The sequence below is a fragment of the Pseudomonas sp. SWRI111 genome (assembly GCF_014268555.1).
GTDB lineage: Bacteria > Pseudomonadota > Gammaproteobacteria > Pseudomonadales > Pseudomonadaceae > Aquipseudomonas > Aquipseudomonas hamedanensis.
On record NZ_JABWQQ010000002.1, the window covers coordinates 136165 to 155485 of the forward strand.

The window sequence follows — 19321 nt, forward strand, 5'->3', positions numbered from 1 at the left end:
CTTTGCGCTTGGAATCAGGGGGAAACCATCTTTGCGTATAGCAATAAAGGGGCGCCTTTCCCTATGAAATGAAAAAAACCCTGCTAGCTATCACTATTTAGCGCCATAGATTTTCTTAAAATAGGCCTTTATCAAACTTGCATTAACATATGAAAAATGTTGCTCCTCGCCCCTCGTCTGCAGGAATGATAACTCTCCCCCTTTTATAACATCAGTTTTAAACGGCCCCTGTATCACCTGCCTCTGAAGATAGTCGGCATCTTGGGCGCTGCAGGGATTTGCTAGAAGGAAAACTGAAGCAAAAATGAAAAAACGGAGCATGAAAAATGACCTCTTAATTAAGGAAAATAAATTCGCCCCTGTTCGTTTGTTCCCAGTTAATACCCAGCCCCCTCTGAAAAACATCTTCCGTCGGACAAGTCTGCTGGGATTTCTTTGTTTCCTACCTGATACCAGCTACCCAACGATTGACTCACGCAGTAAGTTTGCTTTTCTAGATCGTAAAACAGCGCAATCACGTCGTCAGCCATAGCCCCACTGGTAGGGGAAAACAATCGAATATCATACAAAACATCTGGCGAAGTGACTTTCCTTGAAGACTCAACTCTAGGCTTCCCCACAAATTCACAGGGCGCACCAGAAAACAAACTAGAAAGAACTTTTCCATTCGAAACATATATTGAGCAGTTTTTAACAGAGTCTTCAAAAGTCACTGCGGATATGAATCCTCCGCCCCAAGACAAGGTCCCCATAGCGTAGGAATGAACATCATCAACCTTCATTTCATTTTCTTTCGCTATCTCAACCCTTAAATCGCTAGGAATTTGTACAAATTCAAGACTTTGACCTGCGGAACTTGCCTGCGAACTGGCAACACAAGTGCCAACTATAAAAACAGCCAATAAAGATTTTTTCATCAAGGCTTACTCATGGAAAAATTGACAACAACAGTTTGTCTCGGTGTAGTAATGGTCTCAGTGGTTGAGGTCGCAACGGAGTCACTTAAATAACGAAAAACATACTGAGCATATGCTTGACGCTCATGATATCCGTTACCCCCTCCATTGACCAACACTGAAACGCTGCCAACAGATGCAGCACTAAGCGCTGCATCACAGCTACGATTTATATTTAAATCCTGGCTTCTGTTAACAACCTTAGAGACCCAATAAAATCCGCCACTATCACAAGCGTTGTGGGAGTTCGTTTTAATTAATGTCGGATCATAACGCGGAGCCCATCGCTTAGGAACTCCGACAACTCCAATAATAGCGCCATTGGAATTTCTTTGAGTCGGGTCAGCCCAGTAATGGGTTGAAGTTGCAGTAATTCGAGCATCAGCATACTGCCCCCCCGCTGCGGGAAGTGCGGCTGCCCTATAATCACCATATTTTTCGTAATTACCAGCCCATGTTAACTGCATAATCCCCCGCCCATAGAAAGCGGCATAATATTGAGCCATAGGAATATTAGGATTAGGGTGTCCAGACCCATATTCTGACAACGTTCTCCAACGATCAGTCTCAAGAATTGTTTGAGCCAAAAAGTGAGTTCTTCGCTCAACAGTAACTAAACCATATCGAAGCATCGTTTTATTCATGTTCACGTAATGATCTGCAAAACGACTTTTCGCCACAGCATGAGATATTTGGTAGACACTTGGCGATCCAGTTGTATGGGCAACCCAGTTATTACCAATTTTTTCGTAAAAATGGTACTTCGGTAGAGTGTAGGCGAACTCATCTAGACTTAGCCAAGCACACTTACGGAATATTTCGATAAAGTGTCGTGGAGGAAAATGCCAATGCTTGCTGCTTATATCTTCCAGTGCAGCCTCTTCCCAGAAACCCAAAGCTTGCTGGTGCGCTTTTAACTTATCATACTTGTCTTGTGGTAACGGGCCGCCGTCACAGACTTTCAGCAACCAACCATACCTTGCATCAAAATCGTTCTTGCACCATTCGCTCGGAAACTTACAAATAGTACGTTTTATTTTTTCCTGAAAAACCTCATCTTGGAGTTTTCCCTTATTTATCTCTCGCTCCATTACATATCTCTCTGATAAATCTTTTTTTTGCTCATCAGAAAGCTCCGTATATTTTGTCGAGGACGCAATGCTCACCGCATCAACGCTATCACTCACAACTTTACCGGCATCAAGATTTAGAAGTCCACGTATATAAGATGACTGGCAGTGGCTATCTGAGTCGGTATCATCATCAATTAATTTCCAGCCTTTCCAATGGGGGAAATCGGCGTCACTAAATTTTGTGACCGTTGGAGAATTTAAATTTACCCATCCTGATTTAGACTGCTCCCCCGCTTTCCCCGGAAACTTAATCTTCCTCCAATGCGCGGCTTCCGCAGGCAAAAGTTGGTCGGGGCCTAAAACCCTCCCAAAACGTAACAACTCATACCCAGCGCTAGGAGACCGGGAGTATATTGACTTTGCCTTCTTAAAAAGATTGTGCTCATAGTCTTTCTCTTCACTTTCGCTACCAATCTCGAAACCGGAATGAGTATAGGAAGTCAATGTACACTCGCCTTTGCTATACGCTAATTGCACGAATATACCTTCCTGCAGTTCTGAGGCCATAGCCCAATCATAGCCATCGGCTAATATCGGGGAGGAGGAGGTGCTTGCCGGAGAGCCCCCTTCTTGAATCGGAGTTGGACCAGACGGCATTGCAGGGCAGCGGTAAATTACTGGCGACATATTTTGAGCTTGCGTGAGATCCGCCGGAGCACTTTCATAAATATGTACTTCAGGTGGCACAAAGAAATGTACGTCGCCCCAACAACTGTCGGCCCTACCGTTGGAAGACTGATGTTTAAGCTCCCTTTCACTCCGCCCTAATATTTTGGCGATGTAGGCTTGATCAGCCACTATCTCAAAATGAATTCTATTTCGTTCACCATAGATACTACCGGCCTCTCCGATTAAATCCTTTCGATACAAAGCCATTCCCTTCTGAGGATTGGGAATCAAGATTTCTGAAAGGTGCATATAAATGGAATAGAAAACGATCTTCCCAATCTCTCCCTCCCCAACCTCTGTTTCATGACGAATTACTACACAACCATCATCGGTCCACTTGTCACGGTAGCGCAGTGCATGATCTGGAGACGCAGAACTTTCCAAGGTTGGTTTGCGAAAGTAGGCTAGCGTCCCATCTGAGACAACACGCACAGGCAAAACGTCCCCCCCCGCTTGGGGAGCTGTTAAGTGAATGCCACCATGCCAGTTAAGGTCGAAGCTCAGCGGGTAGCCACCATCACCGGGTACACCACCCACCATGGCACGCGCAAGATAAGCATCGTCGGTTTCACCCGCCACTGGAGCAGGAATAAAGGGAGGGCTAATGATCATTCAAAAAATTCCTTGTTCATAATGACGCTTGTACGTCCGCTCAAAGCGAAAAAGGGTAATCAACTGTCGGCTTAACCTTCTCAGGCACCGCATTCCCCAACGCCTGATCCATCAAACTCCCCGCCTTATCCTTATCCGCCGCCCCCGGCAACACCGGCGGCTTAATCCCGATGCCCGTCCCCGACCCAGCCGAGCCACCCGCATTGATCTTGATCACCGGCCCAACCACCGTCACCCCACCGCCATCGAGCTTGATAAAGCTCCCACCACCTAAGATGGTCAGCTCCGTCCCCGCCTCGATAACGATCTTGTCCCCAGCCTTGAGGTGAATCTCTTTCCCCACGCTGGTGAGCTGCGCCGTACCGAGTTTGACGTGTTGGTTCTGCCCAACCGTGAGGTGATCATCCAGCTTCGCTTCAACCTTGCGGTCGGCAATGGTGGTGCGGTGTTCTTCGGCCTTCAGTTCGGTGTAGGTGTTCTTAACCACCGTGTCGTGACGCTCATTCCCGACCCGAATTCTCTGGTCATGCTCAACGTTCTCATCCCAATCACGCTGGGCGTGGATGTAGATCTGCTCCGCACCTTTCTTGTCTTCAATGCGCAGTTCGTTGTACCCACCGCCACCCGGCGAGCTAAGCGTTTTGAACACGCTGCGAGTCTTGTTCGCCGGCAGTGCATACGGCACCGGGTTTTCCTTGTGGTACAGGCAGCCGGTTACCAGCGGTTGGTCGGGGTCGCCTTCGAGGAAAGTGACGAGGACTTCCATGCCGATGCGCGGGATGGAGATGGCGCCGTAGCGGTCGCCTGCCCAGGCGCTGGAGACGCGCAGCCAGCAGCTGGTTTTGTCGTCGGCGAGGCCTTCGCGGTCCCAGTGGAACTGGACTTTGATGCGGCCGTATTGGTCGCAGTGGATTTCTTCGCCTTTGGGGCCGGTGACCATGGCGGTCTGGCTGCCGAGCACGCGGGGTTTCGGGTGTTCGAGGGCTGGGCGGTAGAACACGTCCCACGGGATGGCGAGGAAAGTGTTGCGGTAGCCCTGGTGGAAGTCGTCTTTTTCGTCGGTGGTGTCGCTGGTCACGCCTTCTTCGAGGACTTGCGGTTGTTTGCCTTCGTGGAAGATTTCCGTGAGCAGCCACAGATCGTTCCACTCGCTGCGCGGGTGGTCGGACATTTCCATGAAGTGGCCGCTGACCAGTTTGGTCTGGTCGCCGCGACCTTCGGCCTGACGATAGTCGGCACGGTGGCGTTCGAGGGCGCGCTGGCTGAGGAACTTGCCGCGCGCGCGGTCAATGAAGCGGCCGGGGTAGTCGTAGTCTTCCAGATCCGGCTCGGTGCTGTCGCCATCGGGCTTGTACGCCGCTTCCATTTGCAGACGCGGTTTTTCGAAATCGTAGTCACGGCGCGTGGTGCGGCTGGTGCGGGTTTCCAGGCGTAGCTTGAAGGCTTTGATCACCGGCTCGTCGGCGACCATGCCGCTGCCCTGCACATAAGCAGTTGGCTGCCCGAGGTTCTGGAATACGGTCTGGTCGTCGCCGAACACCAGCAGGTGCGCTTTTTCGCTGTGCTGGAAGTGGTAATGAATGCCTTCTTCTTCGCACAAGCGCTGGACGAAATGCAGGTCGGTTTCGTCGTACTGCACGCAGTAGTCGCGATCCGGGCACGGCTGGCTGAGCTGGAAGCTGTAGGCGTTGCCTTTGATGCCGTGCTCTTCGAGGATCAGCGCGATGATTTTCGGCGCCGACATCTGCTGGTAGATGCGCTGGTTGGTGCGGTGATGCAGGTATTGCAGTTGCGGCACGATCGAGACTTTGTAGCGGGTCAGACGCTTGCCGGCATCGCCCTGGGCGACGCGGTAGATCTGGCCGTGAATGCCACTGCCCTGTGGATCGAAGGCCAGGAAGGCCTGCTTGTGCAGGAGCTTTTCCAGGTCCAGATCCGGATTTTCGCTGACCAGTTCGAGGTCGAAGCGATACGCCTGGCTGATGCCTTCGGTGCCGGTGAACGACAGCACTTGCAGGTCGCCGACGTAGTCTTCGACCTTGAGGCTGAAGTGGGTTTCGTTAGCTGAGTTGAACATCGTGTGCTCCCTGTTCGAATGTCATCCGTTACGCCCGAAGTCGCAGACGTTGCAGCCAGGACGAAGTGGCGCCCAAGGCGTCACGCAATTGTGCGGCAGTGATGTTGCGCTCTGCCGGATTGAAGCTCAGCGCGGTCTGCAGCGCTGACCAGCCGTGTTTCGCTAGATTTTTCGGTGCGTGCAGCTCGCGCTCCAGGTGCTCGTCGCGGGCCTGGGTCGAGGGCAAGCGGCGGAACGGGTGTTTGCCGCTCGCCAGCTCGTAGATCACGCAGGCCACGCCGTATACGTCCGCGCTGGCCGACAAGGGTTGGCCTTCAAGCAGTTCGGGGGCGGCGTAGCCCGGGGTCCAGGCATTGAAGCGCTCACGGCTCAGGTGCGGCAGGCCGGGCAAGGTGCCCTCTTCTGCCTGCCCCAGACCGAAGTCGAACAGGCGCAGGCCGTCTTCGCTGAGCATGACGTTGCTCGGTTTCAGATCACCGTGCAGCACGCCGCGACGGTGGGCGTAGGCCAGCGTGTCGAGCAGCGGCAGGACGATGTCGCGCAGTTCTTTCCACGGCAGGCCGAGGGGCCGCTCGCAGAGCAATTTGTCCAGGGTCAGGCCACGCATGTATTCCATGGTGATGAAGGCCCGCTGGCAGTCGGTGTCGACTTCAAAGGTGTGCGCACGCACGACGTTGTCGTGGCGCAGGCGCCGGGTCAGGGCGAACTCGCTGTAGAGCAAGGCACTGGCGTCCGGCGATTCGGCAAATTCTTCGCTGAGAATTTTCAGCGCAATGTAAGGATCAGGATCGCCGAACTGTTCGTGCAAAAGATCCCGCGCCCGGTAAACGGCGCCCATGCCACCGGCCCCGAGCAGACGCTCGAGGTGGTAGCGACCGGCGAGTACATCCGGCAGCGCACCGATGCTGGCCTTGGTCGGCGCCAGCAACGGTTCGGCCTTGTTGCCCTTGGCGAAGGCGAAGTAGGTCAGGTTGTTGGCCTGTTCTTCGCTGATCAGCAGGTCATCGATGGGCGATTCGAGTTCACTCATTGGCAGATCACCACGGCAGTCAGGTTGTCACGCGCAGCGCCGCGCAGGGCGCCGTCGAACAAACGTTCCAGCGCCACGTGCGGCGCGCTGAGGCTGAGGGCGTTGCCGAGGGCATCGCTGCTCAGGCCCTGATACAAACCATCGCTGCAGAGCAAAAACGCATCGCCCGGATAGACCTCGAGTTCGAGTACATCCAGAGTCAGTGTCTCGGCGGCGCCAACGGCTCGGGTCAACGCCTGAGCCGCCGGGTGCGCTGCTGCCTGTTCGACGCTCATTTGCTGCTCGTCGATCAGTTGCTGTTGCAGCGAATGGTCCTTGGACAGCTGATACAGCCGCTGCCCACGCCACAGGTAGCAACGGCTGTCGCCGGCCCAGATGCAGGCCGCGCGATTGCCTTCCACCAGCAATGCCACGACGGTGCTGCCCATGATGCTGTCGTGGCGGCCGGCAGTGACCGTCAACTCTTGCCCCAAACGCCGGTTCAGCCAGTGCAGGCACTGGCGGATGGCTTTGAGGCGTTCGTCGAAGTCCTCGTGTTGCGGCAACTCAGCCAGGCTGGCGACGATCAACTGGCTGGCGATGTCGCCACCCTGATGACCGCCCATGCCGTCCGCGACCACCCACAGCCCATGCTGCGGGGAGTCAAGGAAGGCATCTTCGTTGCGCGCCCGCACCTTGCCCGGGTCGGTACGCGCCGCGCTGCGCCAGGGACTGGCCACCAGCATCAGAGCTGCACCGGCATACGGAAGGTGCGCAGCACGCCCAGGTCGAACGGGTTCGGCGAGCGTTGGCTGGTCAGCAGGTAGTTGGCGCGCAGGCCACCTACGTCCGCCTTCAGCACCAGCACGTCGCGACCGCTCAGGTACTCGGTCTGCATCAGATCGAACAGACGGAACAGCGACCAAGGGCCAGAGTTCTTCTCGATACCGATCGGGCGTCCGGCCATCTTGTCCATGACCAGGCTGGTGCGACCGTCTTCAGCATCGGTCGGCCACTTGAAGGTCATTGGCAGGATCGGGCCGTGACGGTATTCCATGGTCTTGTCGCCGAACTTGAATTCGGAACGGCTGACCGCCGGGTCGAGGGTGTACGGCTCCAGCTTGAACTGCACGGTCGGCTCGGCCGGGTTGATCGAGAAGAAGCTCTGACGAATCGTCAGTGCGGCGGCCATCTGATCGAGGTAGACCTTGGACACCGGCAGGCTGTGACCGTCGACGCTGCGCATGCGGTAGTTGCCCGGATCGCCGCTGACGAACGGACGCATGTAGCTGTCGAAGAAACGGTCGACAATGCCCTGCGCCTTGAAGAACTCGCGGAAATCGCTGATCGAAACATCGCTGGTGCTGCTCGCGCTGAACGGATAACGCTTGCTGATGGTCTTGCCATACACGCTGTACAGCTCGTTCTGATAACGACCGTTCAGGTATTGGTAGGCATCGTTGAGTACCAGGCGCCACGAGTCTTCGGCCAGCACGTTGAACCACACGCTCAGCGGACGCGGCAGGCGACCGGACGCGTTGCGCAGGTTGGTCAGCGCATCACGCTGGCCGCTCATGCGCGTCTTGGCCATTTCAAACGCAGCCTGTTCCGGCGTGCTGGAACGAGCCAGACCGGCCAGTTGCAGTTGCAGGTCGTTGAGCGCGTTGAACGCTGGCGTCAGGTCAGCGCCCGGGCCGTTGTTGTCATCAAGCAAACGATGCAGCGGCTCGAAGCGACGTTGCAGGGATTTCTTCGCGGTGTCCGGCAGGTTCTTCGCCACGTTCAGCGCCGAAGCCTTGTCGGCGGCAGCAGCGGCGAGTTTGCCGACCTTGCCCAGTTTGCCTTTCTGCCCGGCCAGCGCATCGGCGGCTTCGCCGGCTTCATCGACCGGATCGGCCGCGGCTTCGAAGCGAGTGTTTTCACGCACTTCGGTGAGCAACGCGAGCACCGGCGAGTTGGCCGAAGTCAGGCCCGCCAGTTGCTCGGCGCCTTCGCCGGCGTCGCTGATCGGCGGCAATGCCACCTGCCCAACAGCTTCGCTCCAGTAGTTGGCGTAATCGCGGAAGTACAGCTGCTCCAGCTCGACCATCAGGCGACGCAAGTCCATGTCGCTGATGCCCGCGCCTTCGCCCAGCACCCAGTTGTCGCGCAGGATATCGGTGACCAGCGCCGCGCCCTGTACCGAGAAATACTGCTGATAACCCTGCTGGGTGTAGAACCCCGGTATCACGTATTCGGTGCCGATGAACAGCGAGCCTTGTGGGCCCAAGTGTTGGCTGAAGCGATAGTCCGGCAGGTTGCGCGCCTGCTCGCGGAGCATGCGGTAAACCACGTTGGCCAACGATTCGCTGCGCAGAACCTGACGTGCCTGTGTCACCAGTTGGTCGTTCAACGGATAAATGAACGGCTGCTTGAGCAGACGCTCGAGGTGAGTATTCAGACCGTTCTGCACAGCGGTGTTGCCGGTGTAGCGCTGCGACCAGTCAGTGGCGATCCAGTCCTTGAGCCACGCCGGATCACGACGGTCTTTCATGTTCAACATCAGGTACGCACGCAGGCTGTTGAGCAGGCGATCGCGGTCCTTCATGTTGGCGCGAATCTGCCCTTCGAGCAGGGTCGCCACCCGTGGCAACAGTTGCGCTTCAAGCTCACGCTCGTAAGCAGTCTTGACCACCGGATTGATGTCTTCGCCCTGATACAGGCCGCCACGCTCGTGGTACGACACGTCGCTTTTGCTCGGGAACACCTGGGTCGCGGCGTAACTCGTATCCAGGACTTTCAGCACGCCCATGGCGTCATCGCGCGGCGACACGGACGAGCGTTGCTGGGTCCAGTTCTGCGCCAGCGTGCGCAGGTTTTCCAGACGCTCGTAGTTGGCCGAGAAACCACCGGCCCAGAGCATGCCGAACAGTGCCAGTGCTGCCAGTGCGCCGACGTACAACGCACGCTGGCCCCAATGAATGCGGCTGCGCTCGCGCTTGTCCAGACCGGCCAGATCGGCCTCCGGGAAAATCACTTGGCTGAGCAAGTGGTGGATGAAACGCGAACGGCCGCTGCGCAGGGTCGGCAGCACACCGGCGTTCATGCCCAGGCTGGCGCCGATGCCGGCGGTGGTCGAATCCATTTCCTGGGTCAGGTGCGGTGCGCTGGTCAGGTAGAAACCGCGCAGTTGCGTGGCGCGCTGATAGCGGTTGCCGGTGAACGCCATGTCGACGAACAGGCACAGACGCTCGCCGATCTGCCCGAGCTGATGCGGGAAGTCGAGGATGCGGCCACGGCGCTGAGTGTCGCGCTCGGAGTGCATGCGCATGATCACCTGGCTGTTCAAGCGTCGCAGCAGCTCTTCGAACTCGTTGCGCAGAACCGCCACGTCGGTACCGACCTGATCCTTGCGGAAACTGGTGCCGAGCACTTGATCGCTTTCTTCGCGGGTCAGTTGATCGAAGAACTCGTCGAAGCCCAGCAGCTTGTCAGCCTTGCTCAGCACCAGATACACCGGCACATCGACGTGCAGTTTCTGATGCACATCCTGCAGACGGCTGCGCACCTGGCGCGCCAGCGTGTCGATGTCCTGCTCGCTACCGCCAGTGAGGGTTTCCACCGGAATGGTCACCAGTACGCCGTTCAACGGACGACCTCGACGACGCTTGCGCAGCAGCTCCAGCAGAGTGGTCCAGGCGCTGCCATCAACTTCGGCGTCCGGCTGAGTGGTGTAGCGCCCGGCGGTGTCGATCAGCACACCGTGATCGGCGAAATACCAGTCGCAATGACGAGTGCCGAGGGTGTCGCGGGTCAGCTTGCGGTCGATCTTGTTGATCGGAAATTCCAGGCCGGAAAAATCCAGCAGGCTGGTCTTGCCCGAAGCCTGCGGACCGATCAGCAGGTACCACGGCAAATCACTGCGCCAGCGCTCGCTGCGGCCGCGATACAGACTCGACGTTTTCAGGGTTTTCAGTGCGTCCTTGAAACGCGCCTTCAGCTCCTTCTGCTCTTCGTCGATCAGCTCTTCGCGGCGAATGCGGTCCTGGCCATCCTCGCTTTCTTCCTCGGCTTTCTTGCGGATACCGGCGCGCCAGCTGACGAAGACCATGGTCAGGCCCCAGATCAGGAACAGCACGCTGATGGTCAGCAGGCGCGAGGTCGCGCTTTCCCAGAACTTGTAATCATCGACCGCCAACAACGGGCCGACGAACCACACCAGCAGCGCCACGAACAGCACCAGCAGCAAGGTCCAGACCCAGGTCTGGCGCAGGAAGGCGCCGACTTTCTTGAAAAACTTTTTCATCACACGTCCCTGTTTTACGGCTGCGCCTGCGGTTGCACCGCGGCTGGATCAAGCGGCTGATAAGGTTGCAGAACGGTGTCGCGCTGCTCGCCCAAGACCCAGGCGAAGCCCGAATACATCACCACCAGGCAGACCAGTGTGAACAGCACCACCATCCACGCCGGCACGATGCGCACCAGATTGCGGCGCTGATCGTTGAGGCCTTCCCAGTGCGGCGACAACTCGCGCGGCACGTCGCCACGCAGCTGACGAATCTGCCGATACAAGGCGTCGCGGATGCCTTCGAGCTCAAGCATGCCGCGCGCCTGGACGCGGTACTTGCCCTCGAAACCGAGGGACAGGCACAGGTACATCAGTTCGAGCATCGGCAAGTGCTTGACCGGGTTTTTCGACAGCCGATCGAGCAGCTGGAAAAACTTCTCGCCGCCGAAGGTTTCGTTGTGGAAACTGCTCAGCAGGCTCATCTGCGACCACTCGCTTTCGTTGCCCCACGGCGTGGTCACGACAGCTTCGTCGACCACCGTGCAGAGCACGTAACGCGCGGCCATCACCTGGCTGCTTTCGGCGCCGTTGTGCAGGGCGCGTACTTCAAACAATTTCAGCCCGGCGGTCAGCCGCTCATTCAGCGCATACAGATCTTCGCGGGTTTCGCTGTGCTTGAGGCGCACCACTTCCGAGAGCAGTTCGGACGAGGCCGCGACCAGCGAATTGAGGCTGATGTTGAACGCCTCTGCCGGGCGCAGGCGCGCGGCGTAGATCATGCGTTCTTCCAGTTGCTCGAAACGCGGCGGCGCGGCGAAGTCGGTCAGCGGACTCGACGCCGGCCCGTGGCCCTGACGGTCGAGCAGGACGGTTTTGTCGTCCTGGTTGTAATCCGTTTCCTTGATCATGTCGGTCAGTTCCTGATGGCCCAGAATTTCAGTTCAAGCTCGGCGAATTCGCCGGACACGTGGAACGCGAAACCGCCGGAGCGCTCGAGTTGTGCCAGGTCTTCGGAACTGAGTTCGAGGATGAAATAGGTTTTGTTCGAGTGGAACGCGATCTGCCGCGGGGCCACCGGCAACGGTTTGACCTTGATCCCCGGCAGGTGCAGGTTGACCAGTTGGCGGATGCGCTCCACCGGGCCGACCTTGAGGTGCGCCGGCAAGCGGTGGCGCAGTTCTTCGGAGTCGCAGTTGGCACTGGCCGCCAGCACGAACGAGGCCGAGCCGAGCAGTTTGTGGTCGTGCAACGGCGACACAATGATGCCGTACTGACGCGCCTGCAGGATCAGTTCGATGGCGTGCTGTTCGAGCACCATCGACAGCACCTGCCGGATCGCTTCCATCAGTTTGCGGAAGCTGCCGCCCTGGTCCGCGTGGGAATAGCGGCTGTCCAGACGCGGGCGTTTGCTCTCGCCGGAGAAGGTCGCCAGATCGCCGAGCATGGTCAGCAGCGTGCGGTACAACTCTTCGGGATGCACCTGCTCAAGGCCGAGGTAATGGCGCAGCAGCAGTTCGGTGCGGTTGATCAATTGCAGCATCATGAAGTCGCCGACTTCGGCACCGCCGACCTTGCCGTTGGAGCGAATCCGCTCGGCAATGGTGTCGCCGCGGTGGCTGAGCATGCTGATGACTTCTTTCAGGCACGACAGCAGATAGCTGGAAGCGTGGGCCTGAATGTAGGTCGGCACGAAATCCGGGTCGAGGCTGATGACACCGTCGGGCGTGGTGTCGAGCACGTCGCAGATCTTCAGCTTCACGTAAGCCTGATCGCTCTGCTGCTCGCCGAGCAACAGTTTGAAGTCCGGGCGCCCGCAACTGACCTGACTGGCGGAATCGTCGCCGGCGTTGGAATCAGCCACCTCGGCGTCATACGCGGTGTAACGCGCCAGCACGTCGGATTGCTCTGGCCGACGGGCCTCGATGTGGTTGCCGGTGACCAGTGGCAGCGCCAGATAGATCGGCGTGTTGCCGGTGTTCGGCGGCACGTCCAGCGCCAGCGGCTCGGTGTTGCCACCGAGTTCGAACAGGCTGCCGTCCGGCAGAATCCCCGAGGCTTCACTGATCACCAGTTTGCCCATGTTGAGGAACTGCAAGTCGATCTCCAGATTGAGAAAACCCCAGGTGTAGCCACCGAGCAACTGGGTGCGGGTTTTCATCTGGTGATCGTAATAACGATCGTTGTGCTGGAAGTGCTGCGGTCGCAGCAGCATGCCTTCCTGCCAAATGACTTTATGGGTGTTCATGATCAGTCATCCGCCTTGGCGAGCACTTGTTGGGTATTGCGGATACCGGCCTGATCGAGGGTCAGATCAGCTTCGGTGAGTTCCAGCGGAGTGATCTGCACGGTGTAGCGCCATTGCGTTTCCGGCAGGTCACGGTAGGCAGCGAGGACGCCCACGTAACGGCTGCCCTCCTCCACGCTGAGCTTCATTTCCACGGTTTCACCCGGGCGCAGTTCGAGTTCTTCGCTGGCCACCAGATCCGGGTTGAGAGATTCCTTGGCGCGCTCGTAGAGGCTGAAGAAGTCAGCATTTTCGAAGGTCACCGGGTGCTTGAGTTCGAACAGGCGCACGACAATCGGCGACGGACGACCGTTGAGGTCCGGGTTGAGCTGATCGCTGCCGGTCAGCTTGAGGTTGAGCTTGGTCACTTTCGAGTACGGCGACAGCGACGAGCAACCGGCAAGCAGCACCAATAAGGTGAGCGCAGTCAGCGTCTTGAAAAAAGCGGTCGAGCGGCGAGACATGCGCATCATCCTTGGTGGTCGGTGTGGAGGGTGGAGATCAGGCGGATCTGTTCTTCGTAGGCCTGGGCGAAGTCGCGGGCCAGCAGACGCTCGCTCCAGTCATCGTCCTGACGCAGGGCCTGGTGATAGCGGCCGAACGCTCTCCAGCGCCCGCCCGAAGTAGCGATCAACGGCTTGTTGTCGCGCTCGAAACGCAGGGTCAGTTGCTCCGGCGAGAAGTGCTCCAGGGTGCCGCGCACGGCGGCGCGGCTGGCGGTCAGCAAGGCCACTTGATGCGCCTGCAAATCACGGAACGCGCGGGAAATCGCTTGCTCGGCCGGCAGGTGCCCGGGCTTGCTTGGCTGCAACAGAATCTCCAGTGCTTCGCTCGGATCGACGGCGAATTTCAGTGGATTCTTGTTGGTGCCTTGTACGGTGGTCTGGGCCAGACGCAGCTCGTTTTTCAGCTCCGAGCGGGTGCGCAGGCTCTGCTGCAAACCACCGATGCTCTGCCGCAGCAGGCGCGCGGCGTTGAGCGCCAGGGCTTCGCGTTCGTCGTGGCTGAGGCCTTTGACGTCCACGCCCAGCGCCGCACCGAAATGCTCCCAGAAACCTTCACTCTGGCGCTCAACGGCTTTGGGCGCCGGAGCAGGCTCAGGTTCGACGGGGGCAGCGATCAGCTCTGGCACCATCAGGCTTTCCATGTCGATGCGTGCGTAATCGGCGCGCTGACGCGAGTCCTCCGGCTTGGTGTTGGGCGCCAGCAGCTCGTCGATTTCCGAGTACACGCGCTCTTGCTGTTCGAGGGCATTGAGCGGGTCGAGGTCGAGGAACGCGTCGTCCGGAATGATGCTGCCGGCAGGGCGTGGGCGACCGACCTCACCGTCGAAGGTGGCCGGATCGCGCACCAGTCGTGCGCGAATTTCGAAGTCGCCGAGAACGTAAGTGCTGCCGTGCTCGATGCGCACCGGCTCGCCCTTGTGCAGGCGCGCGCCGCTGCTGCCGTCCTGGACACCGTTGCTGCTGGTGTCGGTGAGGAAGAACGAGCCCTCGCGGTAACTGACAATCGCGTGGTGGTTGGACAGGTGACGCTTGCGGTCAGGGATGATCCAGTCGCAGTCCTCGCCCCGCCCGATCACGCCGCCGGCCTGTTTGAAGGTCCGCTGGCACGACTCGGTGGGCACGAACTGCTTGGTGTTCAGCATTTCGAAAACCAATTCCATGTTTGATGCTCCTTGCGGTCACTTGCCGCGATTGACCGCTTGCGGATCACCCAACGGGCGATAGTCGGTGTCGTTGAATTTGTAATTGCCGCTACAGCCGCCAAGGCCGCATAGAACGACGAGGGTCAGCAGGACAGCGTGCCAGTGACGAACAGACATCAGAGGGTCTCCAGGTGTAGACAAAGCACAAAGCGCCGACCCTTGCGGGCGGCGCCGTTATTAGCGAATTCATTGTTTTGCGAGGCTCTGAACCGGGGCTCAGAGCCAATCCAAGCAGGCGCCACGATCTCCTGTGGCGAGGGGACTTGTCCCCGTTGGGGTGCGCAGCGCCCCCAAAACCTGCCAGCGCGGTCTCTCAGTGAAACCGTATTTACCGGACTGCGACTGCTGCGCAGCCGGACGGGGATAAATCCCCTCGCCACAGGGTATGTTTTGGGTCCGAAGAAGTGCCGTAGCTCAACCATCGAAATCTCCCAGATTGATATTCAAGCGCCCCAGGCGATACAACAGTGTGCGCCGCGGCAGGCCCAGTTCGCGGGCGGCGAGGGTCTGGTTGCCGTCGTTCTTGCGCAGGCAATCGAGTAGCAAAGTGCGCTCGACCTGCTCCAGGCGCTCGCGCAGATTCAGGCCGCTGGTGTCCTCGGGCATCGGCTCCAGACGCAGCGAGAAATGCTCGGCGAGCAACTCGCCGCCCTCGCACAAAAGCACCGCGCGTTCGACCAGTGCCTTCAGCTCGCGAACGTTGCCGGGGAAGGTGTAGCCGCACAGGTGTTCCAGCGCGGCGTCCGACCAGCGCACCGGATCGCGTTGCAAGAAGGTGCAGGTTTTCTCGGCGAAGTGACGGGCCAGATCGAGGATGTCGCCTTCGCGCTGACGCAGGGCCGGTAGCTCGATCGGGAATTGCGCGAGGCGGTAGTACAAGTCCTCGCGGAATTTGCCTTCGCTGACCAGGACCGCCAGATCACGGTGCGTCGCGGCGATGATGCGCACGTCAATCTTGTGCGTGTCGTTGGAGCCCAGCGGACGGATCTCGCCTTCCTGCAACACGCGCAGAATCTTCGCTTGCAGCGACAGCGGCATGTCGCCGATTTCATCGAGCAGCAGCGTGCCGCCATTGGCCGCGTCGAACAGCCCGGCACGATCGCGATCGGCGCCAGTGAAGGCACCTTTGCGGTAGCCAAACAGTTCGCTTTCCAGGAGGTTTTCCGGGAACGCCGCGCAGTTCTGCACGATGAACGCCTGAGAGCGACGCGGGCCGCAATCGTGAATCGCCCGCGCAACGACTTCCTTGCCGGTACCGGTCTCACCGCGCAACAGCACGGTGTACGGGCTATGCAAGACCTTGCTGATCAGCGAGTAGGTCTGGCGCATTGCCGCGCTTTTGCCGATCAAACCGTAGCCACTGATGCTCGGCACACTGCGCGTGACGGTGGCCGATTCAGCCAACGGCTGGCGCAGGCGCTGCAGCAAATGCAGCTGACCGAGCACGAACGAGCCGAGCTGGCCGAGGGAATCGGCAAAGCCTTGCAGGTCGGTGCGACGGTGGCTGGCGCACAGCAACAGACCTTCAACCGCCTTGTGCTGATTGACCAGCGGCACGCACAACAACGACTGCCACGGCGCGGTCGCCGCCGGCAGGAAACTGGTCTCGTGCAGGCTGGCGCTCAGGTCATCAAGGCACACCACGCGGTTCTGGCACAGGGCGAATTGCAGCAGTTGCTCACCGTTGTAATCCGCCGGCAGACTCGCCGCCTGGCGCGGTTGCAGCGCGCCGTCGAGGCACTCGGCGTTCATCCCCAGGCAGGTGTGAGTGGCGTCGAGCAGGTACAGCTGAGTCAATTCGCAACCGCTCAGTTCAGCCAGACCTCGGACGAATTCACCCAGCAACGCAGCACCGTCCGCCGCCCGCGACAGACTGGCGAACTGCGCCAGCAACGCTTCGGCGTAGACCAGTGGCTGCGGCACCTGAGTGAACATCACGCCCACCTCAGGCGAACTCGCACATCACGCTGGCGTTGCCGTCGAGCGTGGCATGCACACGCTTGAGGCTTTCGCCGGTCGCCATGGCATCGAGCAGACGATCGGCCACCAGCGGCAGCACGTGCTGATCGAGCAGATGGTCGATCAGGCGCGCGCCGCTTTCGCTTTGCGTGCAGCGCTCGGACAGATGATCGACAAGGTTCTGGCACCAGCTGAAATCCAGCTGGCGACGGTTCAGGCGCTCGCCGAGACGGCCGAGTTTGATCTCGATCAGCTCGCGCAGCACCGGGCCGCCCACCGGGTAGTACGGCACTACTTTCATCCGCGCCAGCAGCGCCGGTTTGAAGTGCTTGCTGAGCACCGGGCGAATGGTTTCTTCGAGCACTTCGGCGGTTGGCCGCGCGCCGTCTTCGCAGAGGTCGCTGATCTTGTCGCTACCCAGATTCGAGGTCATCAGGATCAGCGTGTTGCGGAAATCGATCTCGCGACCTTCGCCGTCGTTGGCCACGCCCTTGTCGAAGATCTGGTAGAACAGGTTGAGCACGTCCGGGTCAGCCTTCTCGACTTCATCAAGCAGTACCACCGAGTAAGGCTTCTGGCGCACGGCTTCGGTGAGCATGCCGCCCTCGCCGTAACCGACGTAGCCCGGCGGTGCACCGATCAGGCGGGAGACGGTGTGCTTCTCCTGGAACTCGGACATGTTGATGGTGGTGATGAAGCGATCGCCGCCGTACAGCAGGTCAGCCAGGGCCAGCGCGGTTTCGGTCTTGCCGACGCCGCTCGGGCCGACCAGCAGGAACACCCCGACCGGTGCATCAGGCTTGTTCAGACCGGCAGCGGTGGCGCGCATCGAGCGATCCAGTGCGTGCACGGCTTGCTCCTGACCGCGAATACGTGTGCGCAGGTCGGTAGCGAAACTGGCGACCTTGGCGTTGTGCTCGCGGGCCAGTTGCGCCAATGGCACACCGGTCCAGGCGCTGATCACTTCGGCGACCAGACGCGGGCACACTTCAAAGCTGACCAGACGTTCTTTGACTTGCGCAGCGGTCAGCGCAGCGTGGGTTTCATGCAGCTGAGCTTCCAGCGCTTCGACGCTTTGGCCTTCTTCGACTTCGGCGACCACGGTCTCAATCACAGTGCCTTCGGCGTCTTCTTCAACGCTGACGGTCGGCTCGACGGCTGCGGCTTCGCGGGCCTTGGCCAGTTGCTGACGCAGCTCCAGCAGGCGCTCGGCCAAAGCTTTCTGCTCAGTCCACAAGGTTTCCAGCGCGACCATTTCGCTTTCGGCTTCGTCCAGCCGCGCTTCCAGTGCGTCCAGCGCTTCGTGGTCGATCAGCAGACCGGCCTCGGCATCGCGACGCAGAGCCTGGCGTTGCCGGCCGCCTTCAGCCAGTTCACCACGCAGACGCTCAAGGCTTTCCGGGGCAGCAGCAAGGCTGATGCGCACGCGGGCACACGCGGTGTCGAGCACATCGACGGCCTTGTCCGGCAGTTGCCGACCGGCCAGATAACGCGCGGACAATTCGGCCGCGGATACCACCGCGTCATCGCGCAGGTAGATGCCGTGGCTCTTCTCGTAGACCTGGGCCAGGCCACGCAGAATGGTCACTGCTTCGCTGACGGTCGGCTCGTGCAGTTGCACTGGCTGGAAACGACGGGCCAGCGCCGGATCTTTCTCGAAGTATTTCTTGTACTCGGCCCAGGTGGTCGCGGCGATGGTGCGCAGTTCGCCACGGGCCAGCGCCGGCTTCAGCAGGTTGGCCGCGTCGGAACCGCCAGCGTTGCCGCCAGCGCCGATCAGCGTGTGGGCTTCGTCGATGAACAGGATGATTGGCTTCGGCGAGGCTTTGACTTCGTCGATCACGCCTTTCAAACGACGCTCGAACTCGCCTTTGACGCTGGCGCCGGCCTGCAACAGACCCATGTCCAGCGACAGCAGTTCTACGCCTTTGAGCACCTGCGGCACTTCACCGGCGGCGATGCGCGAAGCGAGACCTTCAACGATGGCGGTCTTACCGACACCGGCCTCACCGACCACAATCGGGTTGTTCTTGCGACGACGGGCAAGGATGTCGACCATCTGCCGGATCGCACCGTCACGGCACAGCACCGGGTCGAGTTTGCCGTCGCGGGCCTGTTGGGTCAGGTTGTGGGTGAAGCGCTGCAACAGTGATTCGCCCTGTGCGGCCGGTTTGCCATTGGCCGCCGGTTGCTCCTGTTGCGACAGGGCAAATTCTTTCAGGCGATCGATGTTCAGCTTGGCGAGCAGCGGCTGATAACGGCTGCCGGCATAACGCATCGGGTTACGCAGCAAAGCCAGAATCAGCGCGGCGTCTTCAACCTGGGTCTGGCCCAGTTCAAGGTTGGCCACCAGCAGCGCATCTTGCAGCCATTGCACCAGTTCCGGGGCGAACACCGGGTTGCGCGAGGCGCTGTGCTCGACCCGCGATTGCAGTGCCGCGGTCAGTTCACCGGCATCGACGTCAGCATCTTGCAGGGCGCGGCTGAGCAAGCCGTTCGGACGCTCCAGCAGGCCAAGCAGCAAGTCTTCTACGAGAATCTTGCTGCCGCCACGGGCGACGCAACGCTCGGCCGAACGTTCCAGATCACGACGGGTTTCGGCGTCCAGCGCCTGGATGAGTTGTTGCAGGTCTACGTTGATCATGGC

The 19321-nt window shown here is 59.4% G+C and carries 13 protein-coding genes; all 13 read right to left on the minus strand.

Annotated elements, in window-relative coordinates:
* Positions 1 to 377: 377 nt before the first annotated feature.
* Positions 378 to 917, minus strand: a complete 540-nt coding sequence (locus HU755_RS04170; protein WP_186630714.1) for a hypothetical protein — start codon at positions 915 to 917, stop codon at positions 378 to 380.
* Complete coding sequence (locus HU755_RS04175; RefSeq protein ID WP_186630715.1) at positions 917 to 3370, minus strand: M23 family metallopeptidase; 2454 nt, start codon at positions 3368 to 3370, stop codon at positions 917 to 919. Before HU755_RS04175 ends, HU755_RS04170 begins: the two co-directional genes overlap by 1 nt.
* Positions 3371 to 3410: 40 nt before the next feature.
* Positions 3411 to 5447, minus strand: coding sequence for a type VI secretion system tip protein VgrG (locus HU755_RS04180; RefSeq protein WP_186630716.1), 2037 nt, complete (start codon positions 5445 to 5447; stop codon positions 3411 to 3413).
* A gap of 28 nt (positions 5448 to 5475) precedes the next feature.
* On the minus strand, positions 5476 to 6477 hold the full coding sequence (locus HU755_RS04185) for a serine/threonine-protein kinase (protein ID WP_186630717.1): 1002 nt from the start codon (positions 6475 to 6477) through the stop codon (positions 5476 to 5478).
* Entirely contained in the window at positions 6474 to 7202 is a 729-nt protein-coding gene (locus HU755_RS04190; protein WP_186630718.1) for a PP2C family serine/threonine-protein phosphatase, read from the minus strand. The genes HU755_RS04185 and HU755_RS04190 overlap by 4 nt, the downstream gene beginning before the upstream one ends.
* On the minus strand, positions 7202 to 10741 hold the full coding sequence (gene tssM / locus HU755_RS04195) for a type VI secretion system membrane subunit TssM (RefSeq protein ID WP_186630719.1): 3540 nt from the start codon (positions 10739 to 10741) through the stop codon (positions 7202 to 7204). The genes HU755_RS04190 and tssM overlap by 1 nt, the downstream gene beginning before the upstream one ends.
* A gap of 14 nt (positions 10742 to 10755) precedes the next feature.
* On the minus strand, positions 10756 to 11631 hold the full coding sequence (gene icmH / locus HU755_RS04200; protein ID WP_186546071.1) for a type IVB secretion system protein IcmH/DotU: 876 nt from the start codon (positions 11629 to 11631) through the stop codon (positions 10756 to 10758).
* Between the two features lie 5 nt (positions 11632 to 11636).
* Entirely contained in the window at positions 11637 to 12968 is a 1332-nt protein-coding gene (gene tssK / locus HU755_RS04205) for a type VI secretion system baseplate subunit TssK (protein WP_186546073.1), read from the minus strand.
* 2 nt (positions 12969 to 12970) lie between these two features.
* The gene (tssJ, locus tag HU755_RS04210) at positions 12971 to 13471 is read right to left on the minus strand and encodes a type VI secretion system lipoprotein TssJ (protein ID WP_186546075.1); all 501 of its coding nucleotides are present in this window, start codon (positions 13469 to 13471) and stop codon (positions 12971 to 12973) included.
* Between the two features lie 5 nt (positions 13472 to 13476).
* On the minus strand, positions 13477 to 14673 hold the full coding sequence (gene tagH / locus HU755_RS04215) for a type VI secretion system-associated FHA domain protein TagH (RefSeq protein ID WP_186630720.1): 1197 nt from the start codon (positions 14671 to 14673) through the stop codon (positions 13477 to 13479).
* Between the two features lie 18 nt (positions 14674 to 14691).
* On the minus strand, positions 14692 to 14832 hold the full coding sequence (locus HU755_RS04220) for a hypothetical protein (protein WP_042561788.1): 141 nt from the start codon (positions 14830 to 14832) through the stop codon (positions 14692 to 14694).
* Between the two features lie 297 nt (positions 14833 to 15129).
* Entirely contained in the window at positions 15130 to 16650 is a 1521-nt protein-coding gene (locus HU755_RS04225) for a sigma-54-dependent Fis family transcriptional regulator (RefSeq protein WP_186630721.1), read from the minus strand.
* Between the two features lie 10 nt (positions 16651 to 16660).
* Positions 16661 to 19318, minus strand: a complete 2658-nt coding sequence (tssH, locus tag HU755_RS04230; protein WP_186630722.1) for a type VI secretion system ATPase TssH — start codon at positions 19316 to 19318, stop codon at positions 16661 to 16663.
* Between the last annotated feature and the right edge of the window lie 3 nt (positions 19319 to 19321).